The organism is Dongia sp. P2_B8 (assembly GCF_056404715.1).
Genome location: NZ_JBFUDM010000007.1, coordinates 38871 through 56027, shown reverse-complemented (window position 1 = coordinate 56027; position 17157 = coordinate 38871). Strand labels below are relative to the sequence as shown.

Annotated in this window: 18 protein-coding genes and 1 pseudogene; 5 read left to right on the top strand and 14 right to left on the bottom strand. The window is 62.3% G+C overall.

Annotated elements, in window-relative coordinates; translation table 11 throughout:
- The first annotated feature begins 46 nt into the window (after positions 1–46).
- The gene (locus AC1DWZ_RS18795; protein ID WP_477170474.1) at positions 47–703 is read left to right on the top strand and encodes a glutathione S-transferase family protein; all 657 of its coding nucleotides are present in this window, start codon (positions 47–49) and stop codon (positions 701–703) included.
- A gap of 13 nt (positions 704–716) precedes the next feature.
- On the opposite strand, the gene AC1DWZ_RS18790 is transcribed toward AC1DWZ_RS18795, so the two are convergent.
- The 5 genes from AC1DWZ_RS18790 to AC1DWZ_RS18770 all read right to left on the bottom strand — a co-directional run bounded on the left by AC1DWZ_RS18790 (position 717) and on the right by AC1DWZ_RS18770 (position 3677).
- Entirely contained in the window at positions 717–1064 is a 348-nt protein-coding gene (locus AC1DWZ_RS18790) for an ArsC family reductase (RefSeq protein WP_477170473.1), read from the bottom strand.
- Positions 1065–1077: 13 nt separating this feature from the next.
- Positions 1078–1704 carry a glutathione S-transferase family protein gene (locus AC1DWZ_RS18785; RefSeq protein ID WP_477170472.1) on the bottom strand — a complete coding sequence of 209 codons (627 nt, stop codon included), beginning with the start codon at positions 1702–1704 and terminating at the stop codon, positions 1078–1080.
- A 24-nt stretch (positions 1705–1728) separates the two neighbouring features.
- Positions 1729–2274: a 2'-5' RNA ligase family protein gene (locus tag AC1DWZ_RS18780; protein ID WP_477170471.1), complete on the bottom strand. Its 546-nt coding sequence runs from the start codon at positions 2272–2274 to the stop codon at positions 1729–1731.
- Between the two features lie 10 nt (positions 2275–2284).
- Positions 2285–3127 (bottom strand): DMT family transporter, encoded by an 843-nt coding sequence (locus AC1DWZ_RS18775; protein WP_477170470.1) that lies wholly within the window; start codon positions 3125–3127, stop codon positions 2285–2287.
- Positions 3128–3188: 61 nt separating this feature from the next.
- Entirely contained in the window at positions 3189–3677 is a 489-nt protein-coding gene (locus tag AC1DWZ_RS18770; RefSeq protein WP_477170469.1) for a MarR family winged helix-turn-helix transcriptional regulator, read from the bottom strand.
- An 81-nt stretch (positions 3678–3758) separates the two neighbouring features.
- Between AC1DWZ_RS18770 and AC1DWZ_RS18765 the strand changes: the two genes are divergently transcribed.
- Together AC1DWZ_RS18765 and AC1DWZ_RS18760 are read left to right on the top strand one after the other, a co-directional pair.
- On the top strand, positions 3759–4136 hold the full coding sequence (locus AC1DWZ_RS18765; protein WP_477170468.1) for a DUF488 domain-containing protein: 378 nt from the start codon (positions 3759–3761) through the stop codon (positions 4134–4136).
- Positions 4133–5056 (top strand): PLP-dependent cysteine synthase family protein, encoded by a 924-nt coding sequence (locus AC1DWZ_RS18760; RefSeq protein WP_477170467.1) that lies wholly within the window; start codon positions 4133–4135, stop codon positions 5054–5056. The genes AC1DWZ_RS18765 and AC1DWZ_RS18760 overlap by 4 nt, the downstream gene beginning before the upstream one ends.
- Here the strand turns inward: AC1DWZ_RS18760 and AC1DWZ_RS18755 are convergent.
- The 4 genes from AC1DWZ_RS18755 to AC1DWZ_RS18740 form a co-directional block, all read right to left on the bottom strand.
- Positions 5053–7428 carry a sensor histidine kinase gene (locus AC1DWZ_RS18755; RefSeq protein WP_477170466.1) on the bottom strand — a complete coding sequence of 792 codons (2376 nt, stop codon included), beginning with the start codon at positions 7426–7428 and terminating at the stop codon, positions 5053–5055. The genes AC1DWZ_RS18760 and AC1DWZ_RS18755 overlap by 4 nt on opposite strands.
- 270 nt (positions 7429–7698) lie before the next feature.
- Positions 7699–8403 (bottom strand): glutathione S-transferase N-terminal domain-containing protein, encoded by a 705-nt coding sequence (locus tag AC1DWZ_RS18750; protein ID WP_477170465.1) that lies wholly within the window; start codon positions 8401–8403, stop codon positions 7699–7701.
- A 123-nt stretch (positions 8404–8526) separates the two neighbouring features.
- Entirely contained in the window at positions 8527–8922 is a 396-nt protein-coding gene (locus AC1DWZ_RS18745) for a VOC family protein (protein ID WP_477170464.1), read from the bottom strand.
- Between the two features lie 75 nt (positions 8923–8997).
- A complete protein-coding gene (locus tag AC1DWZ_RS18740; protein ID WP_477170463.1) occupies positions 8998–9981 on the bottom strand; it encodes an aldo/keto reductase in 984 nt (327 codons plus the stop codon).
- A 163-nt stretch (positions 9982–10144) separates the two neighbouring features.
- Here AC1DWZ_RS18740 and AC1DWZ_RS18735 point away from each other — a divergent pair, with 163 nt between their 5' ends.
- A complete protein-coding gene (locus AC1DWZ_RS18735) occupies positions 10145–11044 on the top strand; it encodes a LysR family transcriptional regulator (RefSeq protein ID WP_477170462.1) in 900 nt (299 codons plus the stop codon).
- A 19-nt stretch (positions 11045–11063) separates the two neighbouring features.
- On the opposite strand, the gene AC1DWZ_RS18730 is transcribed toward AC1DWZ_RS18735, so the two are convergent.
- The 5 genes and pseudogenes from AC1DWZ_RS18730 to AC1DWZ_RS18710 form a co-directional block, all read right to left on the bottom strand.
- Positions 11064–11480: a GFA family protein gene (locus tag AC1DWZ_RS18730; RefSeq protein WP_477170461.1), complete on the bottom strand. Its 417-nt coding sequence runs from the start codon at positions 11478–11480 to the stop codon at positions 11064–11066.
- An 11-nt stretch (positions 11481–11491) separates the two neighbouring features.
- Positions 11492–12706 (bottom strand): MFS transporter, encoded by a 1215-nt coding sequence (locus AC1DWZ_RS18725; RefSeq protein WP_477170460.1) that lies wholly within the window; start codon positions 12704–12706, stop codon positions 11492–11494.
- 155 nt (positions 12707–12861) lie between these two features.
- A complete protein-coding gene (locus tag AC1DWZ_RS18720; RefSeq protein WP_477170459.1) occupies positions 12862–13419 on the bottom strand; it encodes an SRPBCC family protein in 558 nt (185 codons plus the stop codon).
- Positions 13412–13744 carry an ArsR/SmtB family transcription factor gene (locus tag AC1DWZ_RS18715; protein ID WP_477170458.1) on the bottom strand — a complete coding sequence of 111 codons (333 nt, stop codon included), beginning with the start codon at positions 13742–13744 and terminating at the stop codon, positions 13412–13414. The genes AC1DWZ_RS18720 and AC1DWZ_RS18715 overlap by 8 nt, the downstream gene beginning before the upstream one ends.
- A 57-nt stretch (positions 13745–13801) precedes the next feature.
- A pseudogene (locus tag AC1DWZ_RS18710) lies at positions 13802–14038 on the bottom strand (DUF3732 domain-containing protein); the annotation flags it as partial.
- A gap of 101 nt (positions 14039–14139) precedes the next feature.
- Here AC1DWZ_RS18710 and AC1DWZ_RS18705 point away from each other — a divergent pair.
- A complete protein-coding gene (locus tag AC1DWZ_RS18705) occupies positions 14140–17001 on the top strand; it encodes an ATP-binding protein (protein ID WP_477170457.1) in 2862 nt (953 codons plus the stop codon).
- Positions 17002–17157: the final 156 nt, after the last annotated feature.

The window sequence follows — 17157 nt, the reverse complement described above, 5'->3', positions numbered from 1 at the left end:
GTGTTAGACCGATTGCTAATAACAACCAGTTAATCGCGAGGCATCCATGGCGCTGCAGCTTTATGGCCATCCATTCTCGTCCTACACGCAGAAGGCCCTGATCGCGTTCTACGAGAATGCGATCCCCTTCGAGTTCAAGGTGCTATGGACCGACGAACAGACCGGGCGCGACTTCGAGGCACTTTGGCCGATCAAGAAGTTTCCGCTGCTGGTCGACGGTGGCCGGACGGTGATGGAGGCCAGCATTATCGTCGAGCATCTCGACCTTCATCATCCAGGACCGGTGAAGCTCATACCGGCCGACCCCCAGGCAGCGCTCGATGTGCGCCGCCTGGACCGCATCTTCGACAATTATGTCTCGACCCCGCTGCAGAGATGCGTCTTTGACAGTCTCCGGACGCCAGAGAACCGGGACCCCTATGGTGTCTCGGAGGCGAAGACGATGTTGGAGACGATCTATCAGTGGCTTGACAACCATATGAAAGGCCGCATCTGGGCGGTGGGCGATGCGTTCAGCCTCGCGGATTGTGCCGCAGCCCCCGCTTTGTTCTACGCCGATTGGACCCACGCGATCGCGCCGGAGTTCGCCCATCTTCATGCTTACCGCAAGCGCCTGCTGGCACGGCCATCCTTTGCACGCGCTGTCGATGAGGCGTGGCCCTATCGCTCGTATTTCCCGCTGGGCGCACCGGACCGGGATTGAGCGTATTTATGTGTCAGGCGAGCTTGGCCGCGTAGAGATCCGGCTTGAAGCCGATCAATAGCTGGTTGCCGTGCTCCAGCACCGGGCGCTTGATCATTGAGGGCTGCGCCAGCATCAAGCCGATCGCCTTGGCAGTGGTGAGATTTTCTCTGTCGGCTTCCGGCAGCTTGCGGAAAGTGGTGCCGGCACGGTTGAGCACGGTTTCCCAGCCAAGCTCCTTGCACCATCCTTCCAGATGCTTTTTGTCGATGCCGGACACCTTGTAGTCATGGAAATCATAGGCGATGCCGCGATCGTCGAGCCAGGTCCTGGCCTTCTTCATGGTGTCGCAATTCTTGATGCCATAGAGCGTCGTGGCCATTGAACGGTTCCTGTTATGCCGGCGCGATGAAGGCCTGGGCGATGGATTGAAAGACCGGCAGCGCCTCCAGCCGCGCTGCATGAGCGCCAAGAGACGGGAAGGCTGCCATGGATATCAGTCCCGGATGTGCCTCGGTCAGGAACCGCAGGGCGACGGCCACGGCGATGTCGGCATGACCGATGCGGTCCTCGAACCAGTAAGCGCCGGGACGCTGGGCCCGGTCGGCCTCAAGGGCGCCGAGCACCGCCTCGATCTGGCTGCGGCAGCGATTGGTCCAGATATCGGATGCCACAGTGTGCAGCCGCTTCTCATAAAAGAGGCTGACGGCCTTTTCGCCCAGGCCCGTCGCCAAACTGGCGACCTTGAGTGCCTGGTGCCGGGCGGGCTCGGCCCTTGGGAACATCGCGTGCGTCGCTGGCACGAGGCTGTCGAGATAATCGAGCATGATATGGCTGTCGATCAGCACCTCGCCATTGTCCAGCACCAGGGTCGGCACACGGATCAGCGGATTGATGGGCTGGATCTTGTCCGCGTCGCCGAACACCGACCAGGGCCGGTGTTCAAAGGGCAGGCCATAAAGTGTAAGCGCAATGCCGACGCGCCGCACGAAGGGCGAATCATACTGGCCGATAAGGATCATGGATGCTGGTTCCCGGCGTCGGTTTTACAACGGCCAGCGGGCGAGATGCGTGTGCCCCTGACCGTCGACGCTATGAATGAGGACGAATTCGCGCACCAGCCAGCTGATCGACGGATCGACAGGGGCGGGGGCGAGCGGCTTGGGATCGCGCAGCAGTGTCACATGGGGTACGAAGGCCGCAGCCTTGCTTGCCCCGAGCCCAGCCTGTGCCATGGCCTTCATCAATGTCTCCCGCAACGCCAGCAGTGCGGGCGGGACGCTGCTGCACGTCAGGACGAGCGGATGGGGTACGCCCTTGAAACTCAGGCGCTGATCGAAAGTGATTTCAAAGGGCGCGCCCTGGACCGCAGTACCTGCCTCCCTGGCAGCGTTGACGACGGACTCCGGCAGGCCATCAAACCGGCCGACGCCTTTGAGCGAGACATGCAGCCGTTCGACCGGTACCGGCGTGCCGGACAAATCGAAGTTCCATTGCCAGTCCTTGGCCAGATCGGCCATCTGTTCGCCGGCATCCGGGTCCGGCAGGAGGGCGAAGAACAATTTATCTTTTTGGAGGGTGTGCTGCGTCATTGTTCCGCTATCAGCCTGTTTTCTTCGGGGCGCCAGTCGTCAGCCAGATACCGCCCAGGATCACGATCGTGACGGCCGCCAGTTTCAGCGACAGGGATTCACCCAGCCACAGAATGCCGCCGGCACTTGCCACCACCGGCACCAGCAACTGCGCGGCACCCGCGGTGGCCACTTTAAGGTCTGGCAGGACAGCATACCAGATGACATAGCCGAGGCCCGAGGTAATGGCGCCAGACGCGATAGCAAGGAGCACGCCGTCGCGCGTGGGCGCGGTCAGCGGCACAGCCAGCAGGACAAGAAGTGCAAAGGGTGCCGCACCGATGAAGTTGCGTGCTGTCCGTGCGAAGGGATCTGCAGCACCCCGCCCCAACATGGTGTAGATACCCCAGGCCACGCCGGCCAGCCCCATCAGCAAGGCGGGGACCAAGGGTGGCGTGGTGGCGCCCGGTGCCAGCAGCCAGGCCATGCCGGCAAAGGCAATGATGAGACCGATACGGTCGCGGCCCGATGGCGGTGCACCGCGCAAGGTGGCGATGACGGCCAGCGTCAACTGGACCGTGGCAAAGAGAATGAGGGCGCCGGTTGCGGCACCCAGGCTCAAATAGGCAAAGGTGAAGGCCTCGCCATAGACGAGGAGGGCCATGATGCCGCCGAGATCGGCCCGGCGCGGCAGGATAGCTGGGCGCGCGCGGTGCCGAAGCGCCAGCAAAGCCAGCATGACAGCCCCTGACAGCAGCCGCAGTCCGACAAATTCCGCAGCCCCGATGTCGGAACCCGCAAGAGCCCAGCGCGTGAGCAGGGAATTGCCGGCGAATGCGAGGATCGCCAGGGCGGTCAGGATGAAGACTCTCATGTCAATTCGGCACGCCGTCTATTCCAGCCAGTTGCGCCGAACCGTCATATCAGTTTGCTGGTCAGATCGAAAGCGCCTCGGCCGCTTTGGCAAGACGCTGCGGCAAAGCAGGGGAAAGGTGCTTGGCGAGCTTTGCCTGTGCCCGTCGCCAGACCGGGATGGCGGCCTCCAGCCGCCTGGCACCCGTCTCGGTCAGCCACACGGCACGCCGCCGCAGATCGCTCTCGACGATCGTGATCTCGATCAACCCATCGCCCTCCAGCGTGCGCAGATTGCGCGACAGGGTCGATTGCTCAAGCCCCGTGCGCCGCGCCAAGGCACCCAGCGTGTCGTCGGCCAGGGTGGCGATCTCCGCCATGAGGCCGATCTGCGCCGAGGTCAGGCCGGTTTCCGCCAGTTCCCGGTCGAGGAACAAGGTAATGCGCCGCGCGGCCAACCGGCTGTTCCAGCCGGCACAGGCCGTGACCAGGGTGCGGGCGTCCCTGTGCAGCGTCTTTGGGGCCGGTGGCTTGCCGGCAGGAGTCTTGTGGGGTTGTTTTGCTGGGCTCATACATGTATGTATATACATTATATGTAGATACATTGAAATAGCTTTCTGGGGAAATAGGTTTTCTGGAATTGAAGGTGCCAGATGAAACTGCCGAACCTGAAACGCGTCTATGAAAGACCGACGGCGGCTGACGGGATACGCATCCTGGTCGACCGGTTGTGGCCGCGCGGGCTCACCAAGGAGAAGGCCAGGATCGATCTGTGGCTGAAGGACATCTCCCCCAGCCACGCGCTGCGCCAGCGTTTTCACGGCAAGTCGGACGATTGGGATGGGTTCTGCGCGGCCTATGCGGCGGAGCTGGAAAGTACCACCGCGCAAGCCGCCGCCGAAATCCTGCGGGACCATTTGCGTGCGGGCGCCGTCACCCTTCTTTATGCCGCCCGCGATGAGGCGCGGAACAATGCCGCCGCCCTCAAAGCCTGGCTGGCACGGCAGGAAAAGACAGGCGGGTCCTCATGAGCGACCTATCCTCGGATATCCTGCAGTGCATCGGCCATACCAGTCTCCTGCCCCTGCGCCGGATCGCGCCCGCGAATGGCGCCCGCATCCTCCTCAAACTGGAAGGCGAGAATCCGACCGGCAGCATGAAGGATCGCATGGCGCTGGCCATGATCGCGGCGGCGGAAGCTGATGGCCGCCTGAAACCAGGCGGGTCGGTGGTCGAGTATACCGGCGGCAGCACCGGCGTCTCGCTGGCACTTGTCTGCGCGGTCAAGGGTTACCCCCTTCATATCGTGACCTCCGACGCCTTCGCTCCGGAAAAACTCGCGCATATGAAAATGCTGGGTGCTGGCCTGAAGATCGTGAAGAGCGACAGCGGTCGCATGACCGAGAAACTCACCCGTGACATGATCGAGGCCGCCCGGATCATCGCTGCTGAGACCGGCAGCTTCTGGACCGACCAGATGAACAATCGCGACCAGCTCACGGCCTATCACCAGATGGCCGATGAAATCCGGAAGCAGGCGGATGGCCGGGTCGATGCCTTTGTGCAAAGCGTCGGCACGGCCGCATCCTTGCGCGGCACCGGCGAAACGCTGCGGCGTTACAACAATGCTGTCAAGATCATTGCCGTCGAACCGGCCGAGTCTCCCGTCCTTTCCGGCGGCAAAACCGGTGCCCATAAGATCGACGGCATAGGTGCAGGCTATGTTGTGCCCCTGTGGCGGCCAGACATCGTCAATGCGATCGAGCGTGTCTCGACGGAAGAAGCCCAGGCCATGATACCGCGCCTCGCCCGCGAAGAAGGCCTCTTCGCCGGCACCTCTACGGGCGCCAACGTCGTGGCAGCATTACGCCTTGCCGAACAGATGCCACCCGGCGCCACCATCGTCACCGTGATGTGCGATACGGGGATGAAGTATCTGAGCAGGCCTTAGGACAAACTGCCCGGGGCTTCTGCAAGAGGGGCTTCTGCAAGAGGGGCTTCTGCAAGAGGGGCTTCTGCAAGGGACAAAGAGGCGGGCAACCGGCGCTCGGCCGGCAGGATGACGGTGACCGTCGTGCCGACGCCGATCTCACTCTCGATCTCCAGCGATCCGTTCAACCGTTCCAGGAGACGGCGGCAGATGGCAAGGCCGAGGCCAGCACCGCCGTTCGGCCGGGCGTGATGGGCATCAGTGGGGACCAGTGCCTGGCTGGCATTGCCGCAATCCGCCACCGACATGCCGATACCCGTATCCGTGACGGCAATACGCACGCCCTCCTTGCACTTTTCGGCACGCAAGTCGACGCGACCATCGGCCTTGTTGAACTTGATGGCATTGCCGAGAAGGTTGGTGAGAATCTGGGTAAGCGCTCGCTCGTCGGCCAGCAATTTGAGACCGTTGGGTGCGAAACTCAGATAAATGCCGGACTTGTCCGCTTGCGGTCGCACCAGTCCCAGGGCCGCAACGGCGATCTGATCGAAGCTGCACGGCGCGATCCGCAAATCGATCTGCCCAGTTTCGAGGCGCGACAGATCGAGAAGGTCGTTGACCACATGCAGGAGATGCTGGCCGGATTGCAAGACGTGCCCGACATAGTCCTGTTGATGGTTGCTGAGCTTGCCGAGATAGCCACCCGCCAGCATCTCGGCAAAGCCGATGATGGCATTTAGGGGCGTGCGCAATTCGTGGCTCATATTGGCGAGGAAATTGGTCTTGCCGCGATTGGCGCTCTCGGCGGTTTCGCGCTGCGCGATCAGCTCCGCTTCGACTTCCTTCAGCCGGGTGATGTCGACGCCGCAGGTGATGATACCGTGGGCAATACCGTCGCTATCCTTGAACGGCGCCTTCAGCGACCAGATCACCCGCGGTCTTCCATCACGATCCGGCCAGACCTGTTCCAGATGTTGTGATTCGCCACTTGCCAGGATTTGCCGGTCGGCTTCTTCGACCGTCGCCGCCAGTTCAGGCTTCGTTACTTCGCTCAGAGTTCTGCCGATGAGGTCGATTTCGTCATCCGTGATCAGCTGGCGCCGATAGCGGTTGACGTAGCGATAGCGGAGGGATGTGTCTTTGACGCTGATGGCGACCGGCATCGCGTCGATGATGGTTTCCAGGAATTGCCGCATCTCATACTCGGATTGGCGCCGGCCGCGCTCCTCCACATAGCGCTGGAATTCCACCAGGGCACGCGCCACGTCGCCGATATCATCCTTGCGCGCCGTAAAGTCGATGGTGGCTGGTTCGCCCTTGACGATGCGGGTCAGTGTCGCGGTGATGGCACCCAACGGATTGACCACCCGCTGCAGGAAGAGACTGGCACCGATCACCAGCAGCGACAGGGCAGCCACGGTGACACCGACCGCGAGCCAGAAACCGCGCTGGCGGGTCTCTATGGCGCGCTCGGCAATGGCCAGTGCGGCGGCGACGGCTGCATCGCGCAACTGGCCGACAGTGGCATGCAAGGGGGTCTGCAAGGCGCGGAATTCGGCCACGGAAAAGGGATAGGGGGCACCCGCGGCACTGGCGGCGCGCACGATGCCATGGAGCTTCGGCAACGCGACCTGATAGGCGTCCATGGTCTGCGCTACCGCCTGCGACATGGCCGGTGTCGTGTCGGTCATGCCCAGCAATGTGTCGATCCGCGCCCAGATGGCGTCGATGCGCCCATCAAGCTCGGCCAGCCGTAGCAATGTCGCCGGCGGGATGGGTGCGCCTGAGGCAACGACATTGACCATGGTGGTGCCTCGCACACTGCCTTCGGCGCGCATATCGGCAGCTAATCTGGCGATGGAGACCGGCGTCGCCACGGCGCCATCGGCCAAGCCGATCGCTGTATCGATGCTGTTGAGGACCGGACGGATTCCGCCGACCAGCCCGACCATCGCCGGCACATAGTCGTGGACAGTGTCGGTGGACCGGTCTGCCCGCTTCTGGCCGAGGGCCAGTGCCGTCCGCTGCCGCCACGCGCGCAGGGCGCCTTGCAGATGATCGAGGGCGCCGAGGTCGATGATTCCGTGCTGCGCCGCCTGTGCGTGGCGCAGGGCTGCGGCGATGGTCGCGTCAGTGTCCTGCCGCACGCGCTGCAGGGTTTCACTATTGGGATCAACACGATCTTCGCGCAGCAGCGCTTCGTTATGGGCGCCGCGCTCCAGGCCAAGACGTTCGACCAGCTGCAACAGGTCGCCTTGGGCCGCGGTGAGGTCGCGCGCCAGGGTGGCATTGTTCCACTGCCGGTAATCGTCGCTCAGAATTCGCCAGGCAAGGCCGAGGACGATGGCGCCGACCAGCAGCAGAAACAAATGAAACCCTAAACCGATGCGCATGAAACACACTGCATCGGCGCAAGATCACCTCTCGCCGGATCCGCTATGGGCGGGGCGCCAATCCACAGGACGTCATTCCACTGGACATCATTCCACTGGGCCGCCGCGCCTGCCGATCCTTGAAGACTGAAGCTGCTGCACGCCATCGCCGGCCCGGCAATAGATCCATCCCTGGAACTGCCTGAATGGCAGTCCCTTGGCTGAGCATGACCTCGATCCGTAAAGGATTAGTAAAATTGTCAACACCCCTATCTGTGGCCTTTGGATGGCTCAGGGGCGCTTGGGTATCTCCAGCCCGCGCTGCACGGTCGGCCTGGCGAGGCCGCGCGCCAGCCACGCAGGCACCTCTTTCAGCGTGTCGTATTGAACGAGATCGCCCGCGCCGTAGAATCCGACGAGGTTGCGCACCCATCCCAGCATCGAAATATCGGCGATTGTATAATCATCGCCCATGAGCCATTGCCGGCCTTGAAGGCGCGTCTCCAGCACGCCGAGGAGCCGCTTTGATTCGTCGACATAGCGCTGCAATGGACGCTTGTCCTCATACTCACGGCCGGCGAATTTGTGGAAGAAGCCGACCTGGCCGAACATCGGCCCCACCGCCGCCATCTGGAAGAACACCCATTGGATGGTTTCGTAACGCAGTGCCGGATCAGCCGGCAGGAGCTTGCCCGTCTTCTCGGCCAGATAAAGCAGGATGGCGCCGGATTCGAAAAGGCCCAGCGGCTTAGCCCCGGGTCCGTTGGGATCGATGATCGCCGGGATCTTGCCGTTGGGGTTGAGTGCGAGATATTCCGGAATCCAGCTCTCGTTCTTGCCGATGTCGATCGTGTGCGGCTCGTAAGGCAGGCCGATCTCTTCCAGCATGATCGACACCTTCACTCCGTTGGGGGTGGGGAGTGAATAAAGCTGCAGCCGGTCCGGGTGCTTTGCGGGCCAGCGTTTGGTGATCGGGAAACTGGACAGATCGGGCATGGGGACTCCCTAGGGTGGGCATGGATATTCTGCCGGCGCTCTCACAGCGCCAGCCTCATGCCCACTCTCTTAGCAAATAAATCCCCGGCGCGTCACGACGCGCAATTCAATATCTTACCCGCGTCACGACGCGCAATTGAGCATCCACTGCACGCCGAAGCGGTCGGTGAGCTTGCCGTAATAAGCGCCCCAGGGCTGCATGCCCAACGCCGTCGTGATCCTGCCGCCCTCGCTCAGGCGTTCGAAGAGCTGCTTTGTCTCTGCGCGATCCTCCAGCATGATGATATGCGCCGACCCACGCATCGGCTCGGCATCGTGATTGTCGGAGGCGTAGAAGAGCACGCCTGGCCCCTCGAACTTTGCATGCATGATCTTGCCGCGCATCGCCTCATTGTGCAGCGGCATGCCGTTCTCGCCATGGCGCAACATGTCGACGACCCGGCCGAGGCCACATTGCGTGTAGAAAGCGAGTGCCGCCTCGCAGGCGGTGGTGAAGAAGAGGTAGTTCGAGAGCTGCATCGCTTTTCTCCGACAGGGGAAGGCGCCAGGCGCCATAAGCTGGCAGCATATATCAGACTTTTAAACTGCGCGGGCTCAGCGATTGACCCGCTGCTGCAGATGCGCCGGGTAGCGCGCGCCCTGGATATCGACCTTCGCGACAGCGCGTTCGATGTCGCTGAGGTCACCGGGCGAGAACTCGATGCTTGCCGCGCCGAGATTCTCCTCAAGGCGATGCAGCTTCGTGGTCCCCGGGATCGGCACGATCCAGGGTTTCCGGGCCAGCAGCCAACTGAGCGCGATCTGGGCCGGTGTCGCCTTCTTCTGCGTTGCGATCTCCCCAAGGAGATCGACAAGCGCCTGGTTCGCCTTGCGCGCGTCCGGTGCAAAGCGCGGCACGATGTTGCGGAAGTCGCTGCTGTCGAACTTGGTATTCTCGCTGATGGCACCCGTCAGGAAACCCTTGCCCAGGGGGCTGAAGGGAACGAAGCCGATCCCGAGTTCCTCCAGGGTCGGCAGGATCTCCGCTTCGGGTTCCCGCCACCACAGCGAATATTCGCTCTGGAGTGCTGCGACCGGCTGGACCGCGTGGGCGCGGCGGATGGTATCCACCCCGGCTTCGGAGAGGCCGAAATGCTTCACCTTGCCCTGGCCAATCAAATCCCTGACCGCACCGGCGACATCTTCGATCGGCACATTGGGATCAACGCGATGCTGATAGAAGAGATCGATGGAATCGACCTTGAGGCGTTTGAGCGCGGCCTCGGCCACGTCCTTGATATGCGCCGGCCGGCTGTCCAGGCCACGCTGGACGTCTCCATCCTGGAAGCCGAACTTGGTCGCGATGACCACTTGGCCCCGGAACGGCGCCAGGGCTTCGCCCAGGAGCTCTTCGTTCGTGAAGGGGCCGTAGGCTTCGGCGGTGTCGAAGAAAGTGACGCCGCGCTCGACGGCCGACCGGATCAGGGCGATGGCGACCGTGCGCTCCGTGGCCGGCCCGTAGCCATAGCTGAGGCCCATGCAGCCGAGCCCGATGGCCGAGACCTCGAGGCCGCTGCGGCCGAGTTTGCGCTTCTGCATATCTGTTCTCCTGGGTGGGGCGGGGGATCGGTGCGGCAGCCAAATCAGCGCGACGGCCCACGGGTCGTCGGCCGGTCCATCGCCGCGCAGCCTCAATTTAGGAACTGTATCGCCTAGCGATTAGACGCTAAGATCGGCATGCACTTATACTTAGGATTCATGAATGAAGCGGGACGAGCTTGGCGACCTGACGGCCTTTCTCGCGGTGGCGGACGAGCGCAGCTTCACGCGCGCAGCGGCCAAGCTGGGTACGTCGCAATCGGCGCTGAGCCACACCGTCCGGCGTCTCGAAGCGCGCCTGGGCTTGCGGCTTCTGGCGCGCAACACGCGCAGTGTCGCCCCCACCGAGGCGGGCGAGCGGCTGATCGAGACCCTGCGGCCGGCCTTTGCTGACATCGACGCCAAGCTGACGGCGCTCAGCGCCTTGCGCGAGAAACCCGCCGGCACCATCCGGATCACGACCAGCCATCACGCTGCCCAGGCGATCCTGTGGCCTGCCATGGCGCGGCTGCTGCCGCACTATCCGGATGTGAAGGTGGAGCTCTCGATCAACCAGGCGCTGACCGACATCGTGGCTGAGCGGTACGATGCGGGTGTCCGCCTGGGCGAGCAGGTGGCCAAGGACATGATCGCCGTGCGCATCGGGCCGGACATGCGCATGGCCGTCGTGGGCGCGCCGGCCTATTTCGCCGGCCGGCGCAAGCCCAAGACACCGCACGATCTCACCCACCACGCCTGCATCAATTTGCGCCTGCCGACTCTGGGCGGTCTCTATGCCTGGGAGTTCGGGCGCGATGGCCGCGAGCTCAATGTGCGCGTCGATGGACAGCTTGTGTTCAACGACTCATCCATGATGCTGAAGGCGGCGGCCGAGGGGTTCGGCCTGGCGTTCGTGCTGGAAGACCAGGCAAAGCCCTTTATCGCCGATGGCAGGCTGGTGCGTGTGCTCGCCGATTGGTGCCCGCCCTTCTCAGGCTTTCACCTCTATTATCCCAGCCGCCGCCAGATGGCACCGGCCTTCGCCCTTCTTATAGAAGCGCTGCGTTATCGCGGACCGAAGTGAGGGCGGGTGGTTCGGCCTCTCACATCGGCGGCATCTTGTCGAATGCCGGCACGGTCGGATCGATCTGGTCCCAAGCATAGCCGCGCACGCGGTACGTTATCATCTGCGGCTTATAGCGGCTGGGATCGTCGAGGCTTGCCGCGTGGATGGTAAAAAGATCGGGCATCGCCGCGAACGTCAGGTACACCGGCGATCCGCAAATGGGGCAGAAGCCGCGCGTCTTCACATTGCCGCTGTCGCCCACCATGTCCCAATGCGTGGCGGCGCCTTTGAGCGTCACGGCCTTCTTGCTCGGGAAGGTCAGATAGGAGCCGTGCCCCGTGCCGCTCTTGTGCTGACAGTCGCGGCATTGGCAATCGCCCATCACCAGCGGATCATCGGCGATGTCATAGCGGATCGCACCACAGGCGCAGCCGCCGGTATAGGTCTTGCTCATCTCATCTCTCCTTAGGCAGGTACTGGTGCCGGTTGGGTTTTGGCGAAGGGTTTGAACGTAAGCGCGATCAGGAAGGCGCCGATGCCAAGGCCGAAGGCGCTGATATAGAGCCCGGCGTAGCTGGCGAAGGTGTCGTAGATCCACCCACCCGCCACCGGCCCCGTCGCCATGCCTAAGCCGCCGGCCATGGCCGTGCCGCCGATGACGGTGCCCATCATGCGCAGCGGGAAATTCTCCCGCGCCAGCACCGCATAGAGCGGCATGACGCCGGCATAGATGAAGCCGAACAATGCCGCCACGGCGTAGAACGCCGCCAATTGGCTGACGAACACATAGGCCAGCGCGCCGAACGCCTGAAAGAGCAGGCCCGCGGCCAGAACCTGCTTGGCACCGAACTTGTCGCCGAGGAGGCCGAAGACGATGCGCCCGCCCATCCCGGCCAACCCTTCCACACTGTAGATCGAGACCGCGATGATAAGCGGTATCCCGCAGGTGACGGCATAGCTCACCGTGTGGAAAATCGGTCCCGAATGCGTGGCGCAGCAGAAGAAGTTGGTGAGCAGCAGGATGATGAATTGCGGCGACCGCACGGCTTCGCCTACCGACATCTCGGCCTGTGGCGCCTCGCCTGAAGAGGCAGCCGCATGCCCAACCGCCAAAGCCGGCGGACGGCGGACCAGCAGCGACACGGGGATCATGATCGCGGCCACGATGACGGCGATGATCTGGAGCGAGGTTCGCCAGTCATGGATGGTGACAAGCCATGCCGCGAGCGGCGCCATGGTCATCGGCGCCATGCCCATGCCGGCCGAGACGAGCGAGACGGCAAGGCTGCGATGGGTGTCGAACCAGCCGGTGACGCAGGCCATCATCGGCGCAAAGATGGCGGCAATGGCGCTGCCCACCAGCAATCCGAACACCAGCTGGAATTCAAGGAGCGATGTCGCACGGGCAGCAAGCGCCAGGCTCACCGCCAGCAGGATCGACCCGGCCAGCAGCACGGGCAGGGGACCTATGCGGTCGGACAAGGGCCCCCAGATCATGCTGGCAAAAGCCATGGCGAGGAACCCGATCGTCATGGCGCTGGAGACGCCGGTCACCGACCAGCCGGTCTCCGCCGCGATCGGCCGCAGAAAGACCGGCAGTGAAAACATGGCGCCGACCGCGACGCAGCTCAGCAGGCCGCCCGCTGCGACGATGATCCAGCGATAGGTGGCATTGGTCATATTGAGATCTCCTTCCAGCGCCTGTTTCTTGCTCGCCTGACAGTTATTATGTTGATATCAACCTAAAATCCGAGAAAATGCCAGTGTCATTTGCCCGACTGCGAGAGGGCGCTTTGGCAGGATGACCCAAGGCGGGGGCCACCCTGCCAATCAGGTCACGTGGATTTGCCGCCGTCTTCTTCGTCGGCAATGCCGCGGAGATTGACGAAGCATTTGGGCCACCCGCCGCCCAGATTCTTATAGACGGTATCGTTCGTCGGCAGCACGAAGCCTGCATGGATGAGGCGCAGGCGGGTGCCAGGGGACGTGCCGGTCTCGACCTTGGTGAGCATGAAGGTGACGATGGTGTCGAGCCGCGAGCCATAGCCGACATTGTCCTCGTGCCCGCCACGCCAGGCATAGGCAAAGCGCTCGTTCGGCACCACTTCCAGCACCTCGCAGCGGATGAACCCGTCCCAGGCACCGGCCGGCGTGGTCTTGAACGTGAATTGTTTGCCGACGACCGGCTCGAACCCGGTGGGTTCCATCATCCAGCGGGCAATGAGCGCGCCGGTGGTCAGCGCCTTCCAGATGACCGCAGGTGCATGCGGAAAGATCTCGTCGAGCACGATGGCCTGCCCGGCCCTATCCGGCACCGGCGCCTGGAGGCCGTGTGCTTGCGGGCCTTGTGCCTGGGGACCTTGTCCTCGAGCTTTCAGCGCGGGATCACTCATGATCGATCTCCTTGAGGAGGATGCGAAGATTGTCGAACCGCTCGCGCCAGAAGGCGCCGTAATGGCTCATCCAATCGACAAGGGGGCCAAGGCCCTGCGGCTCAGCCCGGTAATAAACATTGCGCCCCTGCGCCCGCTCGGCAACGAGCCCCGCCTGCTTCAACGATTTAAGATGCTGCGAGATGGCGCCCTGTGTCACCCCACTCCCCCGCGTGAGTTCGACGACGGTGATCTCGTCAGAGCCGACGATACGCTCGAACACCGCCCGACGGGTCGGGTCGGCGAGGGTTTTCATCACGGCGTCGATGAGTGTGGGTTGGGTCATGGGTTATTAATTAGCAAATACTAATGCATTAGTCAATGCTATTTTGTTTCGGTAATATCATGGTCTTGTTCGCGGCTCCCCAGCTAAGCGCAACGCATTACACTTGGTGCTCTGATTCAGAGAAGGCCGAGGCAAATCGCATTCGGGCGGAATGAGGAATTTGCCACGGCGCCATTCCTCCACAATTGCCGCTTCAAACCAGTCATCATCCAAGTGTGCGTGGTCTAAAATGATTAGCTGAAAGCGGTCATTGATTTCCGAGCAGGCTCGATGCATGAGCTCAAAAAGCGCATGAGCGGCGTGCCGAGGTGCGCCAGTCCGAGGTGCGCCAGTCTTGGATCGCGGTCCGCTGGACCAGGACCGTAGGGCCGATCGGGTTGCAAGGAGGCTGCATCATGGACGAGGCTGCAGAGCGCCCAAAAGCGGAGCTCGTATTCTCCTTTGGACCGTATCGGCTAATTCCGAGCCGCCAACTGCTTCTCCTCGATAATCACTCGATAAAACTCGGTGGTCGGGTCTTCGAACTGCTGCGACTCCTCGTGCAGCGCGGCGGCGAACTCGTCAGCAAAGAGGAGCTGATGGCCGCTGCCTGGCCCGGGATCTTTGTCCATGAGAGCAATCTCAAGGTGAACATGTCCAACCTTCGGCGTCTGCTGGGCGACACCAAATTGAACCCCAGCTATCTCGCGACGGTCGTGGGCCGTGGATATCGGTTCATCGCGCCGGTGCATGCTGGAATCGGGGCGTTCGAGGAAGGCGACGCCCTTGCGGAAATGCCCAACTCGGGTCATTTGCCGCCGCAGGGTCATATCGTGGGCCGGGAGGCAGAGATTGCCGACGTACTGGCTGCGTTGCACCGCGAACAGCATGTGACGTTGGTGGGCGCCGGCGGCATCGGCAAGACAACCGTGGCCATTGCCGCAGCCCATGCCTATGCCGACATATGCCTCGACGGCCTTTGCCTCGTGGATCTGGCGACAATAGACGACCCGACTCTTCTTCCAATCGCGCTCGTGACCGCGCTCGGTATTCGGGGCAATCCAGACGACAGCTTCACCGCCATACTCGATTACCTACTTTCGCGCCGGATGCTCATCATCCTTGATAATTGCGAGCATGTGCTGCCCGCCGCAACAATTTTTGCCCGCAGCATGGCATCCAGGAAGGGATTGTCGAAGGTTCTGGCGACAAGCCGCGAACCACTGGGTTTCGCCCCGGAATTTTTGATCAGGATCGGACCGCTTGCCGTTCCTGATGATGAACCGGGTTTGCCCTTGCAACGCGCTATCGCATTCCCGACCGTGGAGTTGTTCGTATCTCGGGCGCTGGAATGGGCAGGATATCCAATCAGCGATGTTGATTGTGACGCGGTCGTGTCGATCTGCCGCTCGCTTGAAGGATTGCCGCTGGCGATCGAACTGGCGGCGGCGCAGCTCGAGAACTATTCACCTTCAGAACTGCTGGCGATGCTCGATCGGCACACCAGCTTCGCCAATCCTCGTCCTCACGGCGTGGCGCGTCGCCATGAAACGCTGCTTGCAACGATAGACTGGAGCTACCGGCTTCTTCCGCAGAGAGAGGCGGCCATCTTCCGCCTGGTGTCAGCCTTTGCCGATTCCTTCGATTTGGAAGATGCCGTTCACGTAGCCCGAGCGGTGGGTCTGGATCCCATTGACGTCGTCATCGGCCTTGGCAGCCTGGTCGCAAAATCATTGCTGAGCGCGGAAGTCAATGGGCCGGGGCTGTGCTACCGACAACTCGACAGCACCCGACATTACGCCGCCGAGAAACGGCGCGCCGACAAAACCGACGCCTTGATCCTCAAATATCATGCGCAGCGTGTCCTTGATCTCTTCACGAGATCGGAAGACGAGTGGCACTGGCTGGAAACCGGCGATTGGACCATGCGCTACGTGAACCGGCTCGCCGATTTGCGCGCCGCGCTCGCTTGGGCTTTCGGCGCTGACGGCGATATCGCGCTCGGCATCAAACTGACCGTCGCGGCAATTCCGCTCTGGTCGGAGACCTCGATCCTCTCCGAAGCTCAGGAACGCACGGAAGTGGCGCTGAAGCTCGCAGGTAGCGTGCCGTGCGACGATCTTCTCAAGGCTAAACTTGCCTGCTCGCGGGCCTGGAGCCTGTTCTACTCGAAGATGCGCAAGGAAATTGAGGACGCTTGGCTCGACGCCATTGGCTTTGCGCGGCGCGCCCAAAGTCTCGAATATGAACAGCGCGGCCTGGAGGGTCTCGCATATTATCTGATGGAGGTCGGCAAAATCGATAAGGCCATCGGCTGCCTGGAGGAGTCCGAGAGATTGTCGGCCCACCACCGGGACTGGTCGGCCGCTCCCGAAGGCGATCGCGCGTTGGCCTGGGCTAAAGCGCATCGCGGTGACTTTGTCGAAAGCGGGCAGGTCCTCGACCGTCTCGCGGTGCAACATTCCTTTGCCGGCAAGCGCGCAACCATGGCAGGGCAGGACGTCATTCGATTTGTGTCGATCCGGTGTTACCTCACCTTCATCGCCTGGATGACCGGTCGCGCCGACTATGCCGACATTGTCACGCGCGACGCCGTCGAACAGGCTGGGCGCGCTGGACATTGGCTGTCACAATCCAACGCGTTGGGACTGGCCGCGCTGCCGCTGGCCTTGGAGACAGGGAACATTGCCCTTCTCGAACATTATTCCGTGCTGATGCAACGCAATATGAAGCGGGAAATCATTCCCCGCTGGATCCCGGTTCATCACTATTTCACAGGTATGCTTAGTTACTTGAAGGGAAATGGTGAGGCCTATCGCGAAGTAAGGGACGCGATCGACCACATGATCGAATGTCGGTACCTGTTGCGTATCGGCATGTATATCGCCGGCCTCGCTCGGGTCCTCTTGCATCGCGGTCTGCTGGCCGAGGCGGCCGACACGATCAGCCTCGCGTTCCAGTTTCAGGAGCGGCAGGGTGAACGGTGGTGTCGCTGCGAACTGATGCGGGTTGATGCTGCCATTCGACACCGGGCCGGAGATCACGCCGCGGCTGAGCGGATTTGGAAAGACGCGGTGATTGAAGCGCATGCGATCGGCGCAAAGTCGTTCGAATTGCGCGCCGCAAGCGACCTTGCAGCGCATTATATCGACACGCGCCGCTCGGGCGAGGCTATCGCGCTACTCGAACCGCTTTATCGAGGGTTCGGCGAAGGCTTTGATACACAGGATCTCCGTACCGCCTCGCAGTTGCTGCACTCGGCGAGCGCTGTCGGCTAGCCATGAAACAGCTCTCGCCGAAACGATAGACCCCAGCGTCAGTACCGCCACCTGATCGGTTCGTCCTTCCTCACGCTCTTCCTCCGCGACGGATGTTGCAGCCGTTCCGCATCACGAATCGCTCCTTGCCGCCCCTCAGCCGCTGGACGAAACCCA